Below are 19,371 nucleotides of genomic sequence, written 5' to 3'. Positions count from 1 at the left end.
AGTTCGTTCCTTGCCTCTGTCCTAGAGGTGTCCATTGTCTTCCTTGCTAGTAACCATCCTAGTTACTATTGAGTCCGTTCAATGTCCTGTTTGCTCTCCATGCCGATAACTCATCCTGAATCACCGATGCCTCGTCCTGAGACTAACCAAATCCGTGGTTAAGTTCCTGTTCCGTGTCAGCATCCTTCCGACACCAATAAGGTTACGCGAATCGACATTTTCAGCAATAGATTATGATCACATTATATCGTCAGACAAAACACAAAAAAAAGAAAAGTAAATATATTTCAATGATATAAGTGAGTTACAGGGGTTTATCTACAGGTACAAAACGCTTTTTCTTACGTGATATGTAAGAGATCTCTTACAACGACTTAAGCATTTCAGGCAATAAGAGATCTCAGTAAAAGAAATTACAGGACACAATCTAAGAAGAACCTTTAATTATTTGATAAAAACGCAGTCACTTTAGCATCTAAATCGGGCTTCCATCGCACGGGAAGCTCTTGCTCTATCCGATGCATTAAGGCTTTACTCTCTGGATCAGAGGACACTAAAACCGCAGTGGATCCCCATAAGTAACTTTTGGCTAATAAAAAAGAATGACCTTCTGTAGCAAACTGCAGTTGCTGCCAATAAAGCTGAGCCGTTTTAAAATAGGCGGGTTCGTACCTCAACTCTGCTGACTTTTCCATCCAATACAGGGCAAGATCGGCCACTTTGCTTTCATCATCCGACCATGAAAACACACTATAAAGTCGGCTTAGTTTATAAGCAGCAATCGGCGACTTTCGCTCCGCCGCTAACTGATACCAGAAACGCGCTTTATTTGGATCGTAAAACTTTTCACTTTGATCTTCGTATATCTCCCCCAGTGTGATTTGAGCAGACAAGGACTGCCTCTCTGCGGCTAACCCACACCAATACAGCGCCTGCTCTATGTCTCTTGGTTTCCACTTAGAATCTAGATATAACCGCCCGAGATCACAACCTGCTTCGTAAATGCCACTCTCAAACGCTTGTTGATACCAATATAACGGAGAACTTTCATGCTCTTCACTCCAACTATAATGCACGATGCAGTCTCCAACTTTCTTCTGTGCCATTGGGATCTTTTGATGAGCTGCTTTTGAAAACCACTGGCAGGCTTTGGTTTGATTCGGCTTTACACTCCAGCCAAGTTGATAAAAAAGCCCTGCTGTAAATTGCGCTAAAGAATCACCTTCTTCTGCTAACTGCTGGTATTGCATTAATGCGGCTCGATAATCACCATTTTTAAGTAATGTTTCCGCACTCTCCCTTGAAACCTCATCGCTATTTGCAAAGGCAACCGAACCAAAAATCCAAAAAAGTAGGCCGATATACCACCGGCCTAAATACATAAAACGACTCTTCATATGTTTACCCCGATGGGAAAATACCCACTAAAGCGATAATCCAGTTCACGGTCAGATATGGCATTCTATTTTCATGCGCAAGGCTACCACCAGTATTACTAATCATAGTGGTTGCCACAGAATCAACTGAGCCTGTTATCGTCAAACTAATAGAGTCCGTATGCATGGCCACATTTGGCGGATTGGGTGTATAGATTTCCTCTCTGTTTGGACTATCACCTAACGCATTATTTTCAGGATCGGTTTCTGTGGATGAACCATTATTGGCATGCAGCGTAGCCGCCCCGCCAGCATCAAGAGTATTCGTTATACTGGTTGTTGCACTGTGAGTATGCGAAGGAAGATGAGACGTGGACAATACCACGGTTTCCTCCCCTCCTTTTTGCCCTAACGAGTAACTTTCCAATCCAGGGCCTTGCCTTGCTCCAATCAATACTCGGCCTCTGGCATCAGGTAAAGCGAAGGTCGTTTCGCCATTTCCACCATAAGTCGTTCCTAAAATAGAAAACAACGCTGTATTTGATGCGATGGATAGTAACTGACCATCGGCAAAAGCATAACCACTTGGGGCAAAGTTCCCCGCAAATACACACATTGTTCCAATTAGAGGTTCAGAGGAACAGGCATGAGCTGGGTTAGTTATTAATAGTGAAGGTAATAAGCAGGCCGAATAAAGTGACCGTTTAAACATCTTTTTCATGAGTTATCTCTCCTAAGTAGAGAAGATAAAAGTAGGCTTGTATTTTTCTTTTTAAGACTGACCCGTAATATTAGTAAGCTACTTAAAAATAGCATAAAACCGGAAGGCTCAGGAACAATGACCGCATGAGCATCTACAAGCGTAATTGAACTATCAGAAAGAAGAGAAAAGGCCCCACCTGCAAACCCTTCTCCTTTACCGGCAACATGGCTACCAAACGTTAATATCTCACCCGGCGCTAGTGTAAAACCAAAGCCAAAAGTAGAAATATCGGTCACTAAATCTCCTGATGTGCCTAACACAGCACCATTTTTTTCATCACCGAAAAGCGTGTCTGACAATAAATCGGAGAAAAAGATTTCTATGGCAGAAGCATCAAACAACGCAATGAGTGAATCAGCAAAAGCATCAATATCTGCATCTACACTGTTACTGACTTCAATTTCAAAAAACACATCAAAAAAACTGCTACCTGATGTATTCTCAAGATCAATGCCATAATCAAAAAATACTTCACCAGCGTCATCGGCATCCCCAAAGAGTTCAACCGACGTAGAAACTGAGTCTCCCAAATGGGTAAACATGCCTCCTACCGGATTTGGCCCTACGGGAGTCAATCCTGTCACCGTCGTCATTGGGCCAGCAGCTCCCCCTATAACGCTGTCCATCGTCGTACTATGTGTTGCCCCACCATCAATAAATGAGCTGCCAGTATCAAATTCAACAGAACCGTGAATAAGCAAATCTGCGGGAACCAGCATCGCCACACTGACATGACTAAAAATAAGACCAATCAACAAAGAAATTGATCTTAAAATTTTTGCAAACATGAATCCTCCTATGGTTATACAACCAAGTCAGACACATGAAGCAAGCTTTATACCTTTGAAAATATGGCTTTATAAACAGTCAATTGAGATCGCACGCTGTAATGCAGCACCATAAAGTGTAAAAAATACTGACAAATAAGAGCAGCAGAAACAAAAAAGCCTCAGTATGAGCTGAGGCAAAGAGTGAATTAACAATAAGTAGTATCAGTTAGAAGCGGTAGTTCATACCTACCGACATTAAGTATTCACTTTCATTGTAGAATTCAATGTTTGAAGAGCTGTTCCCATAACCGGCCAAAGAGATAAACGACCAATTTTCCAAACCAAAGGCCTGTTTATATTCATAAGCTGCAAACAAGTTGTATTTATCATCTGAGCGTGTTTTATCAAAAACAGGATTTGAACCATCGTAAGAGCGGTTTGTATAACCTGCCGTTAAACCAAATTGATGGCGCTGATAAGCTTTAAAATACGTCAATTCAACCCCATAAGCCTTGTATGACATGGCACTACCATCCGCAGAGTGCGATACAAAAGTAGCCGACGGAATTAACGCTGACGTAGCATCCAACCCATACTTATACTCACCTTTCATATAAATAGTACTGGCATCACGAGCCAATGTGCTTTGCACAGCTGAGCCGCTTGTTACACCCGACTTTTCGTTATCGATCTTTTGTGTACCATACGCTAAATCTAACGAAAAGTTGGAACCCGCAATATCAGACAAACTTAAACGATACGCGTTACCCGTGACATCCGTTGTTTCTCGCTTCGTATTAAGTGCATAAGGGTCTGACCACGTTTCTCCCGCCATGACCGTTGGCAAAAATGACACGCCCACAACCATACCAGACGCTAATTCCTGGCGGTAACCCAGCTCCAGTGCAAAGGTTCCCACCGCAATGTCTTCACGAGAAGTACCAAGAAACACTTGTTTATCAAGCTCTGTACCAAAGGTATACGCCACACTGCCTAAGGGTGCAACCAGCATCTGGCTTTCAGCGTCAGCCTCATTGTGTGTCGTATTATTGGCTTCACCATCGGTATTAAAATTGGATGTTTCAGACATAAAGCCTGCATTAATGGAGACTTCACCACTAATGCCCTTTTCACCTAATTCTGCAAACGCAGCACCAGACGCCAATGAAGAAAGGAGCAGAGTTGATAAGATTGTTTTTTTCATTATTTATGGGACCTGTTAAATGTCAGTGGCGTTAAAGTATCACCATTGACGTCAAAAAAATGTGAATATAAAACATCATTTTATTATTAATCAGTTAGATGGGCATATCAACGAAATTAACCGTTTACGTTTAATTCAGAATAAATGAACCAAGCTAACCTTCATGACACCTATTAACGAGACCACTCAAGTACGGGCCACTGCTGTTTCATAGCTTCATTCATTAATAAAGGGCAAGGATTTACAGTGTAAACTTCATCGGCAAACTGGCACAGTGGCAGATCATTAATGGAATCGGTATAAAAGCAAATATGACCAATAAAAACAGGTTGAAGCTTTAACCATTCACGTAAACGCACAACTTTTCCTTCGCGAAAGCTGGCTGAACCTTGGATATGATGAGTGTATTTATTCTCGGCACATTTCAGGTCAATGCCGATAGCTTCATCAACACCTAACATTTTGGCAATGGGCTTCACTAAAAAGCTCACCGTTGCAGAAATAATTAAAATCGGCACACCATCGCTTTTTAAATCCTGTAATACAGATGTCACCTGAGGGAACACTAAAGGCCGAATAAACTGCTCTGCAAACTCACAAGCCAGTTCATCCACCTCCGCCATAGACAGTACCTGTAAAGGCATAATCACAAACTTCATGTATTCATTAATATCTAAGGTTCCGGCAACATATTCAGCCATGAGCCGCTTATCTTCATCAAGAACACTTGGGTTATTAATCACCCCTTTTTCCAATAAAAAATGAAGCCAAAGAGTGACGCTGTCACCATCTATAATTGTTTCATCCAAATCGAATACAGCCAGCTTCTGAGTCATTGCCTTACACCTTAAAAATTAATACGTTAACACTATATAAAAGATTACAAGACAAAAATGACACAATGATGAGATCCCCTTCTCTCATATTTTCTAATCAACGTCTTTACTACTGTAATAACAGAGTCTTTTTTTGAACTAAAATTAACCACACTCAAAAATATTTAAACAGCTCAGGTAAACACTAATGAAAAACCTGAAATTTTCTTAGAAAAACCTAAGTTAGCTAATGCGAATAGCTCTCATTGGGTATATGTTGATGAGAGATGTCATTGAGGAATAAATGTAATGAACGCAAATCTAATTCAGCAAGTACAGCAATGGATCGCTAACGACCCAGACTCAACAACGCGTAATGAACTACAAACCCTACTTGACGAGAATAACGAAACTGAGCTTAGCCAACGTTTTGCTGGTCGCCTAGAATTTGGCACAGCTGGCCTTCGTGGTGTGGTTGGTGCAGGCCCAACACAAATGAATCGTTTAGTTATTCAACAAACTTCTGCCGGCCTTGGGCAATATTTACTTAACACCGTTGAAAACGCTGCCACACGTGGTGTGATTATCGGATACGATGGCCGTACCGATTCAAAACGTTTTGCTCACGATGCAGCAGCCGTATTGAGTGCCCAAGGCATTAAAGTCATGCTGACACACACTGTCGCGCCAACGCCTTTAGTGGCATTCGGTGTTCTTCACCTATCAGCGGCGGCGGGTATTGTAGTAACAGCAAGCCACAACCCACCAGAATACAATGGTTTTAAAGTGTACTGGGATAATGGTGCACAAATCATCCCACCGCATGACTCTGGTATTGCCGATGCGATCTTAGAGGCAGCTGAAAAGCCTCTGCCTTACCTGCCGACTGATGAAGCACGTGAGAGAGGTGTTCTGACGCTATTAGAAGACAGCTTCTACCAAGAATATCGCTCGACTCTTAACAACATGCCAGAGCTAAAAAAACAAACGGAAGACGCGACCATTGCCATCGCCTATACTGCGATGCATGGTGTTGGTGCTAACTTAGCGGAAACGTTACTAAAAGACGCAGGTTTCAATAAAGTCCACAGTGTTGCAGCACAGCGCGAACCGGATGGCAGCTTCCCAACCGTTAACTTCCCTAACCCTGAAGAAAAAGGGGCGATGGATCTTGTTATCGCAGAGGCCAAAAAACACAACGCAGAATTGGCTTGCGCAAATGATCCAGATGCAGACCGCTTTGCTGTTGCAGCTAAAACCAGTACTGGCGACTATAAAATGCTAACGGGTGATCAAGTAGGCATTCTATTTGCTCATTCTCTACTAGAAAACAACCAGAACGATTCTGCACTTGTGGGTAATACCATTGTATCGTCTAGCATGCTTGAAAAAGTCACGGTTGCTGCTGGTGCAAACTACTACCAAACCCTAACTGGTTTTAAGTGGTTAACAAACGTAGCAATGCAAAAGCAAACAGAGCAAGCACCATTCTTATTTGCTTACGAAGAAGCACTTGGCTACACCGTGGGTAACAGCGTATGGGATAAAGATGGCTTATCTGCATTAGTGGCTTTTGCTCAGCTGGCTGAAAAGCTCGCTAATGAAGGAAAAACAGTCTGGGATCAACTAGAAGCATTGTACCGCCAACATGGTTTATACCTTAATGCTCAGCGTAGCATTGCATTACAGCCTGGTTCTCCAAACATTGGTGAAGCACTACGCGCAGCACCACCGAAAGCCATTGCTGGTAGTACTATTGTCACCACCGATGATTTAAAACACGGACTAAGAACGCACCACTCTGGCGAAGTAGAGCCTATCGACTTACCAAGCAGCGACGTATTAATTTATCGTCTTGCTAACCAAGCAAGAGTTATCGTGCGCCCATCAGGCACCGAGCCAAAGCTAAAGTGTTATTACGAAGTAGTAAAACCGCTTTCTGACGGAGATGACTACTCACAAGCTCAAGACAGCGCGGTAAGTGCAATGGAACAGCTGATTGAACAGCACCAAGCTTCTTTAAGCTAAATGCAGTCTTTCTCACTCATGTCTTTGTAATATAAAAATAATTAGCCGCTCACTTTGTGCAGCGGCTACTTTTCTTCAATTTTCGAATTAACCTATCATTTCTTCTTCAATCATTTGTTTTTAATTATTTATTCACTCTCATAAGCCGTATTATAATTGATACAGTTATGACTAAAATTTATGAGAAGCCACATGAATAATGATGACAATATTATAAAATTATTAGCAATTTGCTTAGTGATTGGCCTCATTATCTTAGCGTTTGCCCTATACCCAAGAGATGAAAGTTGCTCTTCTGATTTAGAGTGCCTAGCTCAAGATTATTTGCCTGCGGCTAGCGAACAATGCCCAGGAATGATCGAAAAATTATCTCAATATGAGTTTACGTGGACATTTTCTGGCCAGAACCCTCGTTTCCAGACATTTGAATGGCATAACGAGCTCAACAAAGAAATCATTTATGTTGGCGATCGATTCAAGCAATTTAACCCACAAGAAATATGGCAAAACTACATTTACCAATGCACATTCGACACTCAACAGAATAAAGTCATTGATGTAAAAATGTACGCGGGCGTTTTATAAACCCCTTGAGCGTTTCACCTATCTCAAAAATAAGTTCGTTTAACTGTGCTTTCATTAATAGTGAGAATAGTGCCGTAAGTTTTTGTTTATTAATCAAGAATACCCAGCATTCCTCGACTCCATTTTATAGATTACCAAAAGGTTTTTACGCCACTTAAAGATAATTAAGTGTAAAAATAAAATAGGAGTCACACATGATAAAAAGTATCGGGCTTTTTGCTCTGACAAGCCTGCTGGTGGCCACTCCGCCAGCGGTCGCTGAAACCCTTGAAGCCACTGATCACCGCCTAAATTATCAAGGTAGAATTATTAAGGATTGGCAAAACCAAGATGTGCAGCTCAACTGGCCAGGCTCTCGATTAAGTTTTCATTTTTCCGGCAGCCAAGTTGACATCACCATGAACGGGCAAGGTGCACGTTTTGATGTATTGGTCAACGGCCAACTTCACCAAGTTCTTAATACAAACTACGATAATACGGTTTACCCGTTGGTGAACCTCAACGCACCTGACACGATAAAAGTAGAGCTGGTTAAACGCACCGAAACCTATGATGCTATGTTAACGATTGATGCACTGAATGGTGACGGTCAATTTGAGGGAAGTTGGGTTAACCAGCCTCACATTCTTTTTATTGGTGACTCCATCAGTGCAGGGTTTGGCAGTGAATCTAACAAACGCCAATGCACCCAAGAAGAGATTTTTAACACATCCAATGCACGTAAAGCTTTCCCTTCAAAAGCCGCGCAGCAGCTAAACGCGAGCTACAGTCAGGTGTCTTACTCTGGTCTTGGTGTATTACGTAACTACAATGGCAACCAGCCTCATCACAATGCCTCTTATTATCATGACAAAGCTGGGGCCGTATTTGGTTTCAAACAGCCCTTTGAAGACAAACACCCTAACCTTATTGTCATTGAGCTCGGTAGCAATGATTTTAGTACTAACCTAAACGAACATGAGCCTTGGCCAGACATGACAGCCTTCAAGGAAGCATGGTCTGACGCTTACGTAACCCTGTTAGATAATTTACGCCAGCGTTATGGCAATGTTCCTGTGATCACTGCTGGTAATTATGTATGGCCTAACAATGAGCTTATTCCGGGCTTAGAAGAAGTACAAACGAAGCTGAAGCAACAAAACAAAGAACCAATCAACATTGTCACAACAGTAAGTAACTTGGAAGGTTGCTTGTGGCACCCAACCGAAGCAGAGCACACAGCCATTGCCGATACACTGGTTAATTACATCAATACCCACCAGCTATTAAAGTAACGTCAAGGTAAGCCTCATCAAACCACAAGCAGGCGATTCTCAGCCTGCTTTTCCCTTCAATTTCACTATCAAAGATAAAATAAAATGGAATAAAACATTCTTTAACGCCCTCTTTTATTTCAGCAAATTATAGGTTTTAATACTGTTTTAGATGTGAATCTTCGCACACCTTTAAGAATGATTCTTAATAAAAGTGCTATTCTATTTATCAACGGGTTCAATATCATTTATGGTAGATTTGTTAAGATGTTAAACATGAACCGAGGGAAGGAATGGATTTAAAACAACAGATAATCCAATTAGAAGAAAACCTTTTTACACTTGAGGTACGCAGCTCAAAGCAAAGGCTAGTTGAATTTTTATCTGAAGACTTTCAAGAAATTGGAGCCTCGGGAGACTTTTTTGGTCTAAATGAAGTACTAGCTCAATCTCCAGCAGTGCCAAGTTGGTCAATAAAAACCAAAGACTACCAGCTCAAGCTATTATCAGATGACATCGTAATCTTGACTTACAGAGCCTTTATTCGCCAGTCTAAACTTGATAATGGCACTTACTCCCTTCGTAGCTCTATTTGGAAAAAACAAGATAAGGGCTGGAAAATGACCTTTCATCAAGGCACCATCATCAAACCAACCCAATTTAAATAACTCTACAATTTAACCTAGCTTAACCGCCGTGCCATAAGCCAATATTTCCGAGGCTCCTTGCATAATAGCACTGGTTGTAAAACGAACATTAACCACCGCATCGGCCCCCATGTCTGCCGCTGCGGTCAGCATGCGCTGGCTAGCTTCAGCACGAGCTTCCGTCATCATCTCCGTATAACCTCGAATTTCACCTCCAAAAATACTCTTGAAATTAGCCATAATATCGCGACCAACGTGTTTCGATTGCACAATGTTACCCGTGACCACCCCCAGCACCGCCACCACTTGGTGCCCAGGAACATCCGGTGCCGTTGTTGCTAATACAGGAGAGTTATTCATCATTCGTCCTTTCTAGTTTTGGCATTAATAAACTCACGCCTTTAACGAAACGTTTTTATATGGCATTTACCAGGATGGTGGAAACGTGAATTAAACTGCACATCTCGAAAACCCACCTCTGACTGTGATTGATATAACTTACCATTCACTTTATACAACAAGGCTTCTAATACGCCTGCGTTTGTTTTTAGAGTGATACTTTTCTCATAAGAACTGCTGATTTCATAGCGCCCTTCATACCAGCCGCGATCTGCGTCATATAACTCTTTCACTAACGTCATCAGCCTATCTGTATAAGGCGTCTTCCATAATGCCCACATTTGGAAAGCCGCACGGGTAGAGACTAACGCAAGTTCATCGTATGAAGTGCCATTTTCAGTAATCGTCACCCACGGTGTCCCCAACGCATAAATAGCATCGTACACAGAATAAGGTTCACCACTAACAACGTGATCTGCTCTCGCCGTATAAATACGCTCCTGATGCCAACGATTTTCCTGAACCTGATAAATAGAATCGGCCATTGCAGACAAAACAGCATTACTATGGCTCGCATCACTGCTGCTATTATCCTGAATATTATCCCAGTTAAATTCCAGACCTAGCCAAAGATAAGGCGTAGAGTAAACAGGGTTTTGTATATGGAACTGACGGGGGTCTCGGCCATCAAATAAAATATCGACGCCATTGATCGTAATGACTTCATAAGGGTCTAAGCGCATGGCTTTGGCTGGCACAATATTCCAATCCAAATATCCGTAAGAAGTATATTCTTCAATGCCTAGTCGCCCTTCTTTGTAACGCTGAATATCATTCACATGTACTGTTCCACCAAATAACTCCCCTTCTTCTGAGACTAACTCACAAAAATTCCAACGCAGAACAGCTTTATCAATGTATTCAGAAAACTCTGGGCTTTTCTGCTTAATAATGGCGAGCACAATCAGTAATCTCCCCACATCCACAGAAGACCAGCCAATCTCTTTAGGTTGATTGCCATAATCCACCATGTCACCTGATGTGGTGCTATACACTTTATTAGGAGTGCCGACACGCCCTAATGGCATCTCGACAAGAAAACTGATGGCCAACGACAATCGCTCATCATACTGCTTATTACTGATCAACTCGAACGTGCGAGCGGCTTCTAGGGAAATCAAATAATCTGCCAATGCTGACATATTAGCAGTGGGATAACGATCAATCGCATTCACCAGCCCTGTCGTCGCTTGTGTGTTATTTTCTACGTACTGCCATGCGATTTTAGCCCATTCAAGCTCTTGCTCCGACAAGGCTCCATAACGCCCCTGACGAAGCATCTGTGAGCTATTGATGGATGTCAGTCCACCTTGAACGCTTTGGTAGATCACGCCACACGAACAAAGCATCCAAATCAGACCAAGAATAACGACTTTTCTCAACATCCAGTTCCTAGAAATAATACAAATAGCACTCCATCACTGCTCAAATTATGCATAGGAAAAAGAGATGAGAGCAAGGACTTACGCAGGAATATGGGTAATTTATCGAATAAAATTAAAGATCAACCAATCACTTGCGTGGTAAACATTGCCCCTCATAACCAAAAGGAGATTCTAACGCTTTTTGCCATAAACTTGGGGCGAGCCTGTCTTGATACTGAACTAATTTCCCTTGCTGCTTATACAATAACACTTCCATTAATATGCCATTGTTGTTCGACGTAAAGGTGTTAATCAACCCAGTACCATTTTCGAAGATCCCTTCATAGAAGCCTTTTTCTTTGTCGTATAAATGAGCAATATGCCGAAATAGCAAATCAGTGTACTCTGTGTCCCAAAGCACCCACATGCCCATCGCGCCTTTGACTGCCACTGCCGAATACTGCGGTAAAAAGTCCCCCACTTCTGAAATGGTGTTCCAAGCATAGCCATCAGTATAAATGGTGTCGTACACAAAATACGGCGGGCCAGCAAGCTGATGCTCAGTACGCGCGGTAATGATCCCAGTTTGATAGTAGCGCTCTTCTTGTACCCGATAGACTTGCAAAGCAAATTCCGCCATCCAATCATTGGAATAACTGGTGTCATGCCCTGACATGTCTGACGCGTGGTCCCACCCAAGCTCAATACCATCTAAAACGAAACTCTCCGTTACCACATAACTGTGCGCTTTCAGCTTACGCGGATCTCTATTGTCATAAGGAATGTCGTAACCATAGAGGTTAATGGTGCTATAAGGCTCGGGCATGGACGCTTGATCGGTATTAAACCCCCACAACTGAAACCCTTTTGCCGCGTATTCCTCATAGCCTAAACGCCCTTCTTGCAAGTATTGAACAGGTTTTCCAGGCTCAAGAAGTGCGCCAAACATGGTGCCATTTTCATCAATAATATTGCAGAAATTCCAACGCAGTACGACAGAGTCCACACTCGTTGCGTATTCAGGGTAGCGATGCTTAATAATATGTAGCCATATTAATAAACGCCCGAGATCCAAAGCCGAATAACCAATTTCGCCCGGTTGGTTACCATAATCCACTTTGGCTGCCGTTTGAGTGTTATACGCCTTATTAGGCATTTCTCCTCGAAACAGATCCAACGTATTCAAAGTCGTTAACAAACGAATCAAACGGCGATCAAACTCATCCCGTGGAATGATTTCCAACTCCAGTGCTGTTACTAAGCCTGCCATGTAAGATGCCGTATCCCACAAGGTCACCGAAGGATAGTTATTTACCGCATTCACAAGCCCTGTCGACTCTTGATAGTTATTTTCAAAATACTTCCAAGCAATCCGAGCCATGTTCATTTCTTGCTCGGTTAATTTGCCCTGACGAACCTTAGGCGTAGACCAGTGAGTCTTCCGATCCACGATCTCATCAGGCAAGGTGTTGTAACTCCCACACCCAGAAACCACTAAACAACCAAGGCCAATTATTCCATAACGCATACCGCTTCCCCTTTCTCCTTGCGTCACATCGAACCTAGTGCGCTCCAACACTCAATAAAGGCCCTGTTTGTAAGTACGCTAACGATTCCAACACAATTCCGTTTGTATTCGCAGTAACGGCTTTATTTACCCTGCCATCCACTTCATAACGACCTGAATACCAGCCTTTATTCTGCGAAAATAAGTTTTTAGCATCGTCAATTAATAATCCAGTGTATGTAGTATCGTATAAGCTATACCAGCCAAACGCAGCCTTTGTCGAAAGGGTTCTTAGCTCTGGTACTTGCTCGCCAGTGTCGGTGATCGTATTCCACTTCTCGCCATCCGAAAAAACCGTGTTATAGACAAAATAAGGAGCCTGATCGACATTATCTTCACTGACCGCCGTTAACACACCCGTTCGTTTATAGCGGTTCTCTTGAGCTTGATAGACACGATAAGCAAAGATTTTCGACACACTGTCAGCACCAAATTCAATACTGTCGAGAATGTAAGATTCACTCACCACATAGTTATGAGCATGGAACTCCGCGGGATCGCGCTTATCAGTAGGAATGTCCACACCATCAATAGACACTAATTCTAAATAGTCCACGTATTTCATGGCATTAAATACATCACGCCCCATTAACGACAACGCTTTAGAGGCATATTCTTCGTAACCAATACGCCCTTCTTGCACCAGCTCAAGTCCCGAATCTTTTGTAGAAGGGCGAGCGCCATACAAATAGCCTTGTTGGATCATTCCCCCCACTTTCCAGTGTTCTAATACCTTATTGACTAAACTATTAAACTCCGGGTATTGCCACACTAAAATATTCATTGGCACTAAAATTCGGCCAATATCAATGGCAGACCAACCTATCCCGTTTTCAACTGGGTTATTCGCATAATCCACCATTGCCAACGTTTGAGTGTTGTAAGCCTTATTCGGCAGTTTTCCTTCAACTAGTGGCAATTTTGCTAACGTTCGCAGCGCTTTTTCCATTTTTACTGCGTATTCCTTTTTACCAATAACATTCAACTTTTCAGCCGAAATCAGCGCCATCAAATACGAAGCCGTATCCCACATGGTTGTAGAAGGATAACCATCAACAGAATTCACCAACCCTGTATTTTCTTGGTAATTATTTTCAAAATACTTCCACGCTGTAGAAGCCCAAAAGTACTCTTGCTCCGTTAAAATCCGTGGCTCACGAAGAGGGATCTCCTCTGCCCCTTCAAACGTTAAGTTCCCCAAGACCTGAGTATATTCACGAGTTTCGATAGTAAAGGCGATGGTTAATGCGGTAAGTAGCCCACCCACAAACACAATGTGGTGCCTTGCATTTATTGCTGCTTGCTTAAATCCCATATTCAAGCTCCTCTGATTCTTGTTGTACGTTGTCTTCTACTGGTGGCTTCCAAAATGCCGCAGCAATCATGCCCCACATCGCCATCATGTTATTGATGATCCAGAAACTGTTTAGAACTAAACCGCCAAATGAATAATTGCCAAAAGCACCGGTGCTGTAGCCAAACCAAGCAAAGCACATACTGAACAAGCTAAGAGTAAATACGAGAAACTGTGGTATCACTAAATGGAAAAACGTGCCGTCTTGCCTCTCTTTTGGGGTTGCTGGGAAACTGATTTTTTTACCGCGCAGAACTGTCCATAACGCTCTTAAATTAACCGGGAAAAAAGACAGGTAATTGGTTTTTCCTTTATAGCCTGCAACCCCCCATGTCCCTACCATCATGGCCAGCTCAGCGGTGAGGATAAACGGCAAGAAGTGCAGGTAGAACGTAGTGTCATACGCTGTCACTGGCGCAATACTGGTAAGAAAGTAGATAATAGGGCAAGCAAGAAAGATAAGGTTCCATACCGCCGCTAAGTTAGACCAAAAACTCGCGGTGTACATGATTTTTTGTTTCAGCTTCATTCCTTTTTTAAACAACGGATTATCATTCATGCAAATATCAATAGCGCCGCCAGAATATTTGAACCGCTGTACTGTCCATGTTTGCAGATCTTGCGGCGACAACATTTTACTTTCAATGTGCGGATGCATAACCGATCGCCATTCACGCTCTGAGTCTGAATGTAAAACAATGGAGGTATAAATATCTTCAGATACATGGAATTTGTACGGAGTAAACTCTGTATTTAATAAAATCTCCTGACGTAGATTCTCCGATATTTCTTTATCCACGCTTTTTTCTTTGGTGAGTTTAGTGATCTGTTTTTCTGTCTCACGATGCTCTTTTTCTACCTGCTCACTGTAGCTACGTAACGCAGCTTCCATCACCGCTTCACGACGATGAATCGAACCAGCACCACAGCAAAAAGACGCATTAGCCCAGTTACGACGACGTTGAATCACGTCATAAAACATTTGTGGATCATTGACAAAAGGATCGGCACCTAATGTCACTGGCCCATAAAACTTCTCTATCCCTTTCCCTAATGAATACCCAAAGCGGCCAATTTTTCCTTGTAACCATAATGGAAGGCGCTTACCTTCGGGCAAATCAAAAAACCATTGTGGCGTCTGTACCCACGCCACATCGGGATCTCTAAAGTAACCCAAGGTGTGATCTAAAATGGTAGAAAAAGGTCGTGTATCAGCATCACAAATAACAATAAAGTCACCGTAAGTCTGCTCTAAAGCGTTTCGCATGTTCCCTGCTTTAAAACCAATGTTGTTATCACGCGTTATGTATTCGACTCCCATTTCTTCAGCCAAGGCTTTCATTTCTTCTCTTCGACCGTCATCCAAAATAAATATTTTTATTTCAATATCATGAGGATAGGTGATTTTTTGGGCGTCAAGAATACTTAAGCGAACCAAATCTGGCTCTTCATCATAAGATGGGAAGAATACATCCACACTGATCGGCCGATCTTCATCGGTGTCTTTCACGCATTCTGCAATTTTAAAAGGCGGCTTTTGCCTCGGCTCGTCTTTTGTTTTCCACAAATTAAAGGTAAACAGCACCGTACCAATAAACGCGCATGTTTCTGCAAACGCCAAAGGCACAGAGAACCACAAGGCATCGTAATTTAACGCAAAACCCCAACGCCACCATAAATACCATACGCCTAAGGTCAGGTGACATGTTGCAAGATATTGGTACAATAACTCTCTTGGAATGCTGTGAGCAACAGGCTCCGGCGGCTTACGATGCTCAAATTTTCTAAAGTAAAAATCCATTTCATACTCCATTTATTGCAACAAGCACCGCGATTACAATAAGCACAAAGACGACAAACAAAGGGGGATTCGATCTGGGTACTCTCTAGCTATATGGTCACACTTACTGAGCCACATTGCGGGATAATCGAAACGTACTTTTTGTTCCTTCTTGGAAATATTCCAACCCATCGCTTAACTGAGTAACAATCATGAAGCCTCGACCAGAAATAGACCAAGAGCTTGGGTCATCTGGATCTGGGATCACCACCTCTTTATTCACTGCTGACTGAAATTCGTCGTCAGTCATCGGAATACCGTAATTCGCAACATCAATAATTACTTCGGCGTTTTCACATACCGTGGCATCCACCTCGATTGGTTTGCCATCATCCAATAAATACGCATGTTCATAAGCATTATTTACGATTTCAACTAAGCACAATTCAAGCTGCTCAATCACTTCAGACCCCACACCACTTTGATTCAAAAAAGTGGTTAAATCATCCGAAACGTGACGAGATACCTCAAGCGAACTCTCGTAATGTTTCGCGAAATGTTGTTTGACTAAATCCATGGTAAAGTCCTAATTTATCGGATCTTCTTTTATAACTCTGCTCACACAGGACCTGAGCACATTGAATAAACACCATCTTCCCTAAGCGTTTGTCGCCACCGCATCTTCTACTGAGTCATAGCTGGTAATAAGCTTATCCATACGAGTCAATTTCAGTAGTTCACGCACCGGACGTTGTGGGTTGACCACACTAATCTTGGTGCCTTGCAGCATTTTGTATACACCCATAACAGCCCCCAGCCCACTGCTATCCATAAAACGAACCAAAGATAAATCGAGCACTAAATGCCCCCCGACCTTACCTTGCATTTGGTTCATCTCGTCACGAAACTGTGGTGCCAATTTAGCGTCAAATCGCTCTTCTTTTAATTGAAGAACTGTGCATTCACTGTGGTCGATAATGTCGTATTGCATCGTTTTTCTCCTTCAGGAAATCCTTTCCATTCCACAACCAGCACACTTACGTCATCTTCAAAATTGTCTGATTGTTGCCAGGATTTCACTCTATTAACTAACATATCGGTTTGGATTGAGGTTGGATGACGCTCTAATTCCATTACCGCATCTTTAAAACCTTCTTCTGAAAACTGCTGCTCGCCTTGCTCCGCTTCTGTAATGCCATCAGAATAAACCCAGATCCGATCACCTTTTTCTAATTGAATGTTAATGGTTTCGTATTCCACAAAATCAAACACCCCGACAACAAAACTGTCTTGGCCGATAAGCTCTGCCTGTTTACTGCTGCAATGCTGCCATACTGGTGGAGGATGCCCTGCACAAGAATATGAAAGGATGCCCGTTTTGACATGGAGAACCGCATACACCATGGTGAAATATAGCAAGTTCTCATCATTACTCTGATACATGGTATTTAATTGATTAAGCACTTCATGAGGAGGGGTGATCTCATAGTAAGGAGCATCAGGAATAGGTGTTTTGGTTAATGCCCCCATTCCTTTATCAACGGTTAAGCTCTGATAAACTGAAAATGACATAAGTGCGGAAGGAACTCCATGACCTGAAACATCCAACAGATAAAAAGCCACATGCTCTTCATCTAACTGCATGTAGCCCAGCATGTCTCCGCCTATTTGAGCACTGGGTATCGACACATAATTTAACTCAACACCAGTAAGCTTTTTCTCAGAGGGTAGCAACCGCTTTAACAAATCAGCCGCAGTTTCTAAATCTTGTTTAATGGTTGCGTAAGCAGTATCAAGCTGAGTATTTTTTTCTAACACTTCATTATGCAATGCTAACGTTCTAAACCCCGCTTTAATACGAGCATCAAGTTCGTCGATATGGGTCTCTTTTGCCACGAAATCATCTGCGCCAGCATTAATACCATTAATGATAGACTCTTGATCATCGTTCCCAGATAACAGAACAAAAAAGATATAACGAGAATAGTTGGACGATTTTAAGCACTGACATAAATCAATACCGCTCATGCCTGGCATTAACCAATCACTCAATACAAACTGAATGTGTGGATTCTGATTTAAGATCTCTAAGGCCGAAATACCATCGTTCGCTACCGTCACACAATAACCACGACGTTTTAACCTTTGCTCTATCAATGTCAGCATTGATAGATTGTCATCCACCAGCAATATTTCTCTCATTTATGCCGCTCACACCACCCCAAAACAATACCAACTTTATTTCATATGGTTGCACAATTGTCAATTTAGATTCAACATGTTCCATATGCTTAGAGTCTAGTAAAGATTACTCTTGTGATAATAAAAATAGGCAAGTAAAAGCCAAATAGTTAAGCTACGTCACTAAACAAAACAATACTCATCTACTTTTATAAAAGTGAGAACAAAATACACATGCACATGCGGCGTTTTTTTTGCACTATCTTACTCATAACCAATATTTTTTTTATTTATGTAGAAAAAGGTTGGGCAAATGAGTTTATGCAGGAAACAGCGAAACATGCCCCTAAGCCGCAATCCCCCCTTCTGAGCCCAGAAACAACACCCGAACCGTTACTACAAGAGGAGGAAGAAGAGGTCATTTGGCAAGGAGTCAGCAGCTCTTTTGCGCTGCCTTTTGCAGAGTGGGATGAAGAAACAACAGAGCGTCATTGGTATGATGGCTTAAGTGGCAACCTCGCCCTTGGCTACCCACTATTAGAAACCCCAGCCGCAAATCTGCCCCCCAACACCACGAACGGCCCTACCAATAACAATCTCACTGCAACTTTGTCGCTAAAATACAGCATTATCGGCAATTGGTTTGTATCTGGTACGGTTTATCACTATGTCGATAAAGAACAACAAAACCCTTGGAACCCAGATTTCACGTACGTACTTGGTTACAGTGATTGGCGGCCATACACATTCAGTTTGTTGTATTCCAACTATGGTGGAAACCGATTCAGTGCCACCGACACACAACCCGTTACCACCTTTCAGCAAGGTACTTGGTCATTCGGATGGAAATTTCCGATCACAAAGCCCTTTATCGATTGGTTATCTTTTACCAAAGAAGGATCCATTGGCTGCCAAGTTGACTTTAACTACACCCATGAATATTTTGATTTGGCCTCTATTGGTAACAAGTATCACCACAGGACGGTAAGCCTAGGCTGCAAATACGCCATTACTGGTAATTGGTATATAAATGGCACCGCTTTCCACTACTTAGATACCACCCAAAGGCAACCATGGAACCCTGATTTCACCTATGGCTTCGGGTATTTTGATTGGCGACCGGGCACCATTACATTGCAATACAATAATTACTCGGGTAATCGTTGGCACGACTCTGACAGAGCCAAAGACACAGGCCGATTTATTGATGGCTCGATTACCCTTGCCTACTCTTTTGCATTTTAAGCTGCATCTCAATATGCAAATAAACTCACTTTAATTTTTC

The 19,371-nt window shown here is 42.3% G+C and carries 18 protein-coding genes; 5 read left to right on the top strand and 13 right to left on the bottom strand.

The features are described from left to right. Positions 1-440 precede the first annotated feature (440 nt). The 5 genes from MHO82_RS23435 to MHO82_RS23415 all read right to left on the bottom strand — a co-directional run bounded on the left by MHO82_RS23435 (position 441) and on the right by MHO82_RS23415 (position 4,949). On the bottom strand, positions 441-1,397 hold the full coding sequence (locus MHO82_RS23435) for a tetratricopeptide repeat protein (RefSeq protein ID WP_239188586.1): 957 nt from the start codon (positions 1,395-1,397) through the stop codon (positions 441-443). Positions 1,398-1,401: 4 nt separating this feature from the next. Beyond that, positions 1,402-2,097 (bottom strand): tail fiber protein, encoded by a 696-nt coding sequence (locus MHO82_RS23430; RefSeq protein WP_239188584.1) that lies wholly within the window; start codon positions 2,095-2,097, stop codon positions 1,402-1,404. After that, a complete protein-coding gene (locus tag MHO82_RS23425) occupies positions 2,094-2,927 on the bottom strand; it encodes a hypothetical protein (protein ID WP_239188582.1) in 834 nt (277 codons plus the stop codon). The genes MHO82_RS23430 and MHO82_RS23425 overlap by 4 nt, the downstream gene beginning before the upstream one ends. Positions 2,928-3,135: 208 nt before the next feature. Next, complete coding sequence (locus MHO82_RS23420) at positions 3,136-4,113, bottom strand: DUF2860 domain-containing protein (protein ID WP_239188580.1); 978 nt, start codon at positions 4,111-4,113, stop codon at positions 3,136-3,138. A gap of 173 nt (positions 4,114-4,286) precedes the next feature. After that, positions 4,287-4,949, bottom strand: a complete 663-nt coding sequence (locus tag MHO82_RS23415; protein WP_239188578.1) for an HAD family hydrolase — start codon at positions 4,947-4,949, stop codon at positions 4,287-4,289. Between the two features lie 288 nt (positions 4,950-5,237). On the opposite strand from MHO82_RS23415, the gene MHO82_RS23410 reads away from it, so the two are divergent. From MHO82_RS23410 to MHO82_RS23395, 4 genes are all read left to right on the top strand, one after another. Further along, positions 5,238-6,956: a phospho-sugar mutase gene (locus MHO82_RS23410; RefSeq protein ID WP_239188576.1), complete on the top strand. Its 1,719-nt coding sequence runs from the start codon at positions 5,238-5,240 to the stop codon at positions 6,954-6,956. 192 nt (positions 6,957-7,148) lie between these two features. Then, positions 7,149-7,541, top strand: coding sequence for a hypothetical protein (locus tag MHO82_RS23405; RefSeq protein WP_239188573.1), 393 nt, complete (start codon positions 7,149-7,151; stop codon positions 7,539-7,541). A gap of 194 nt (positions 7,542-7,735) precedes the next feature. Beyond that, on the top strand, positions 7,736-8,815 hold the full coding sequence (locus tag MHO82_RS23400) for an SGNH/GDSL hydrolase family protein (protein ID WP_239188570.1): 1,080 nt from the start codon (positions 7,736-7,738) through the stop codon (positions 8,813-8,815). A gap of 272 nt (positions 8,816-9,087) precedes the next feature. After that, on the top strand, positions 9,088-9,462 hold the full coding sequence (locus MHO82_RS23395; RefSeq protein ID WP_239188567.1) for a DUF4440 domain-containing protein: 375 nt from the start codon (positions 9,088-9,090) through the stop codon (positions 9,460-9,462). Positions 9,463-9,471: 9 nt separating this feature from the next. Here the strand turns inward: MHO82_RS23395 and MHO82_RS23390 are convergent, their stop codons facing one another. The 8 genes from MHO82_RS23390 to MHO82_RS23355 all read right to left on the bottom strand — a co-directional run bounded on the left by MHO82_RS23390 (position 9,472) and on the right by MHO82_RS23355 (position 18,107). Continuing rightward, complete coding sequence (locus MHO82_RS23390) at positions 9,472-9,804, bottom strand: YbjQ family protein (protein WP_239188564.1); 333 nt, start codon at positions 9,802-9,804, stop codon at positions 9,472-9,474. Positions 9,805-9,842: 38 nt separating this feature from the next. Beyond that, positions 9,843-11,225: a DUF3131 domain-containing protein gene (locus tag MHO82_RS23385; RefSeq protein ID WP_239188561.1), complete on the bottom strand. Its 1,383-nt coding sequence runs from the start codon at positions 11,223-11,225 to the stop codon at positions 9,843-9,845. A gap of 127 nt (positions 11,226-11,352) precedes the next feature. Then, on the bottom strand, positions 11,353-12,732 hold the full coding sequence (locus MHO82_RS23380) for a DUF3131 domain-containing protein (protein ID WP_239188558.1): 1,380 nt from the start codon (positions 12,730-12,732) through the stop codon (positions 11,353-11,355). A gap of 34 nt (positions 12,733-12,766) precedes the next feature. After that, entirely contained in the window at positions 12,767-14,086 is a 1,320-nt protein-coding gene (locus MHO82_RS23375) for a DUF3131 domain-containing protein (protein WP_239188555.1), read from the bottom strand. Continuing rightward, positions 14,076-15,926, bottom strand: a complete 1,851-nt coding sequence (locus MHO82_RS23370; protein ID WP_239188552.1) for a glycosyltransferase — start codon at positions 15,924-15,926, stop codon at positions 14,076-14,078. Before MHO82_RS23370 ends, MHO82_RS23375 begins: the two co-directional genes overlap by 11 nt. A 103-nt stretch (positions 15,927-16,029) precedes the next feature. Further along, positions 16,030-16,482, bottom strand: a complete 453-nt coding sequence (locus MHO82_RS23365; protein ID WP_239188549.1) for an ATP-binding protein — start codon at positions 16,480-16,482, stop codon at positions 16,030-16,032. 81 nt (positions 16,483-16,563) lie between these two features. After that, positions 16,564-16,896: an STAS domain-containing protein gene (locus MHO82_RS23360; RefSeq protein WP_239188547.1), complete on the bottom strand. Its 333-nt coding sequence runs from the start codon at positions 16,894-16,896 to the stop codon at positions 16,564-16,566. Beyond that, entirely contained in the window at positions 16,848-18,107 is a 1,260-nt protein-coding gene (locus MHO82_RS23355; RefSeq protein ID WP_239188545.1) for a SpoIIE family protein phosphatase, read from the bottom strand. The genes MHO82_RS23360 and MHO82_RS23355 overlap by 49 nt, the downstream gene beginning before the upstream one ends. Positions 18,108-18,407: 300 nt before the next feature. Between MHO82_RS23355 and MHO82_RS23350 the strand changes: the two genes are divergently transcribed. Beyond that, on the top strand, positions 18,408-19,331 hold the full coding sequence (locus MHO82_RS23350) for a hypothetical protein (protein ID WP_239188543.1): 924 nt from the start codon (positions 18,408-18,410) through the stop codon (positions 19,329-19,331). Positions 19,332-19,371: the final 40 nt, after the last annotated feature.

This window comes from Vibrio sp. Of7-15 (assembly GCF_022347565.1).
GTDB lineage: Bacteria > Pseudomonadota > Gammaproteobacteria > Enterobacterales > Vibrionaceae > NORP241.
Note: the sequence above shows the minus strand (reverse complement) of the source record. Positions and strands in the feature narration are given on the sequence as shown.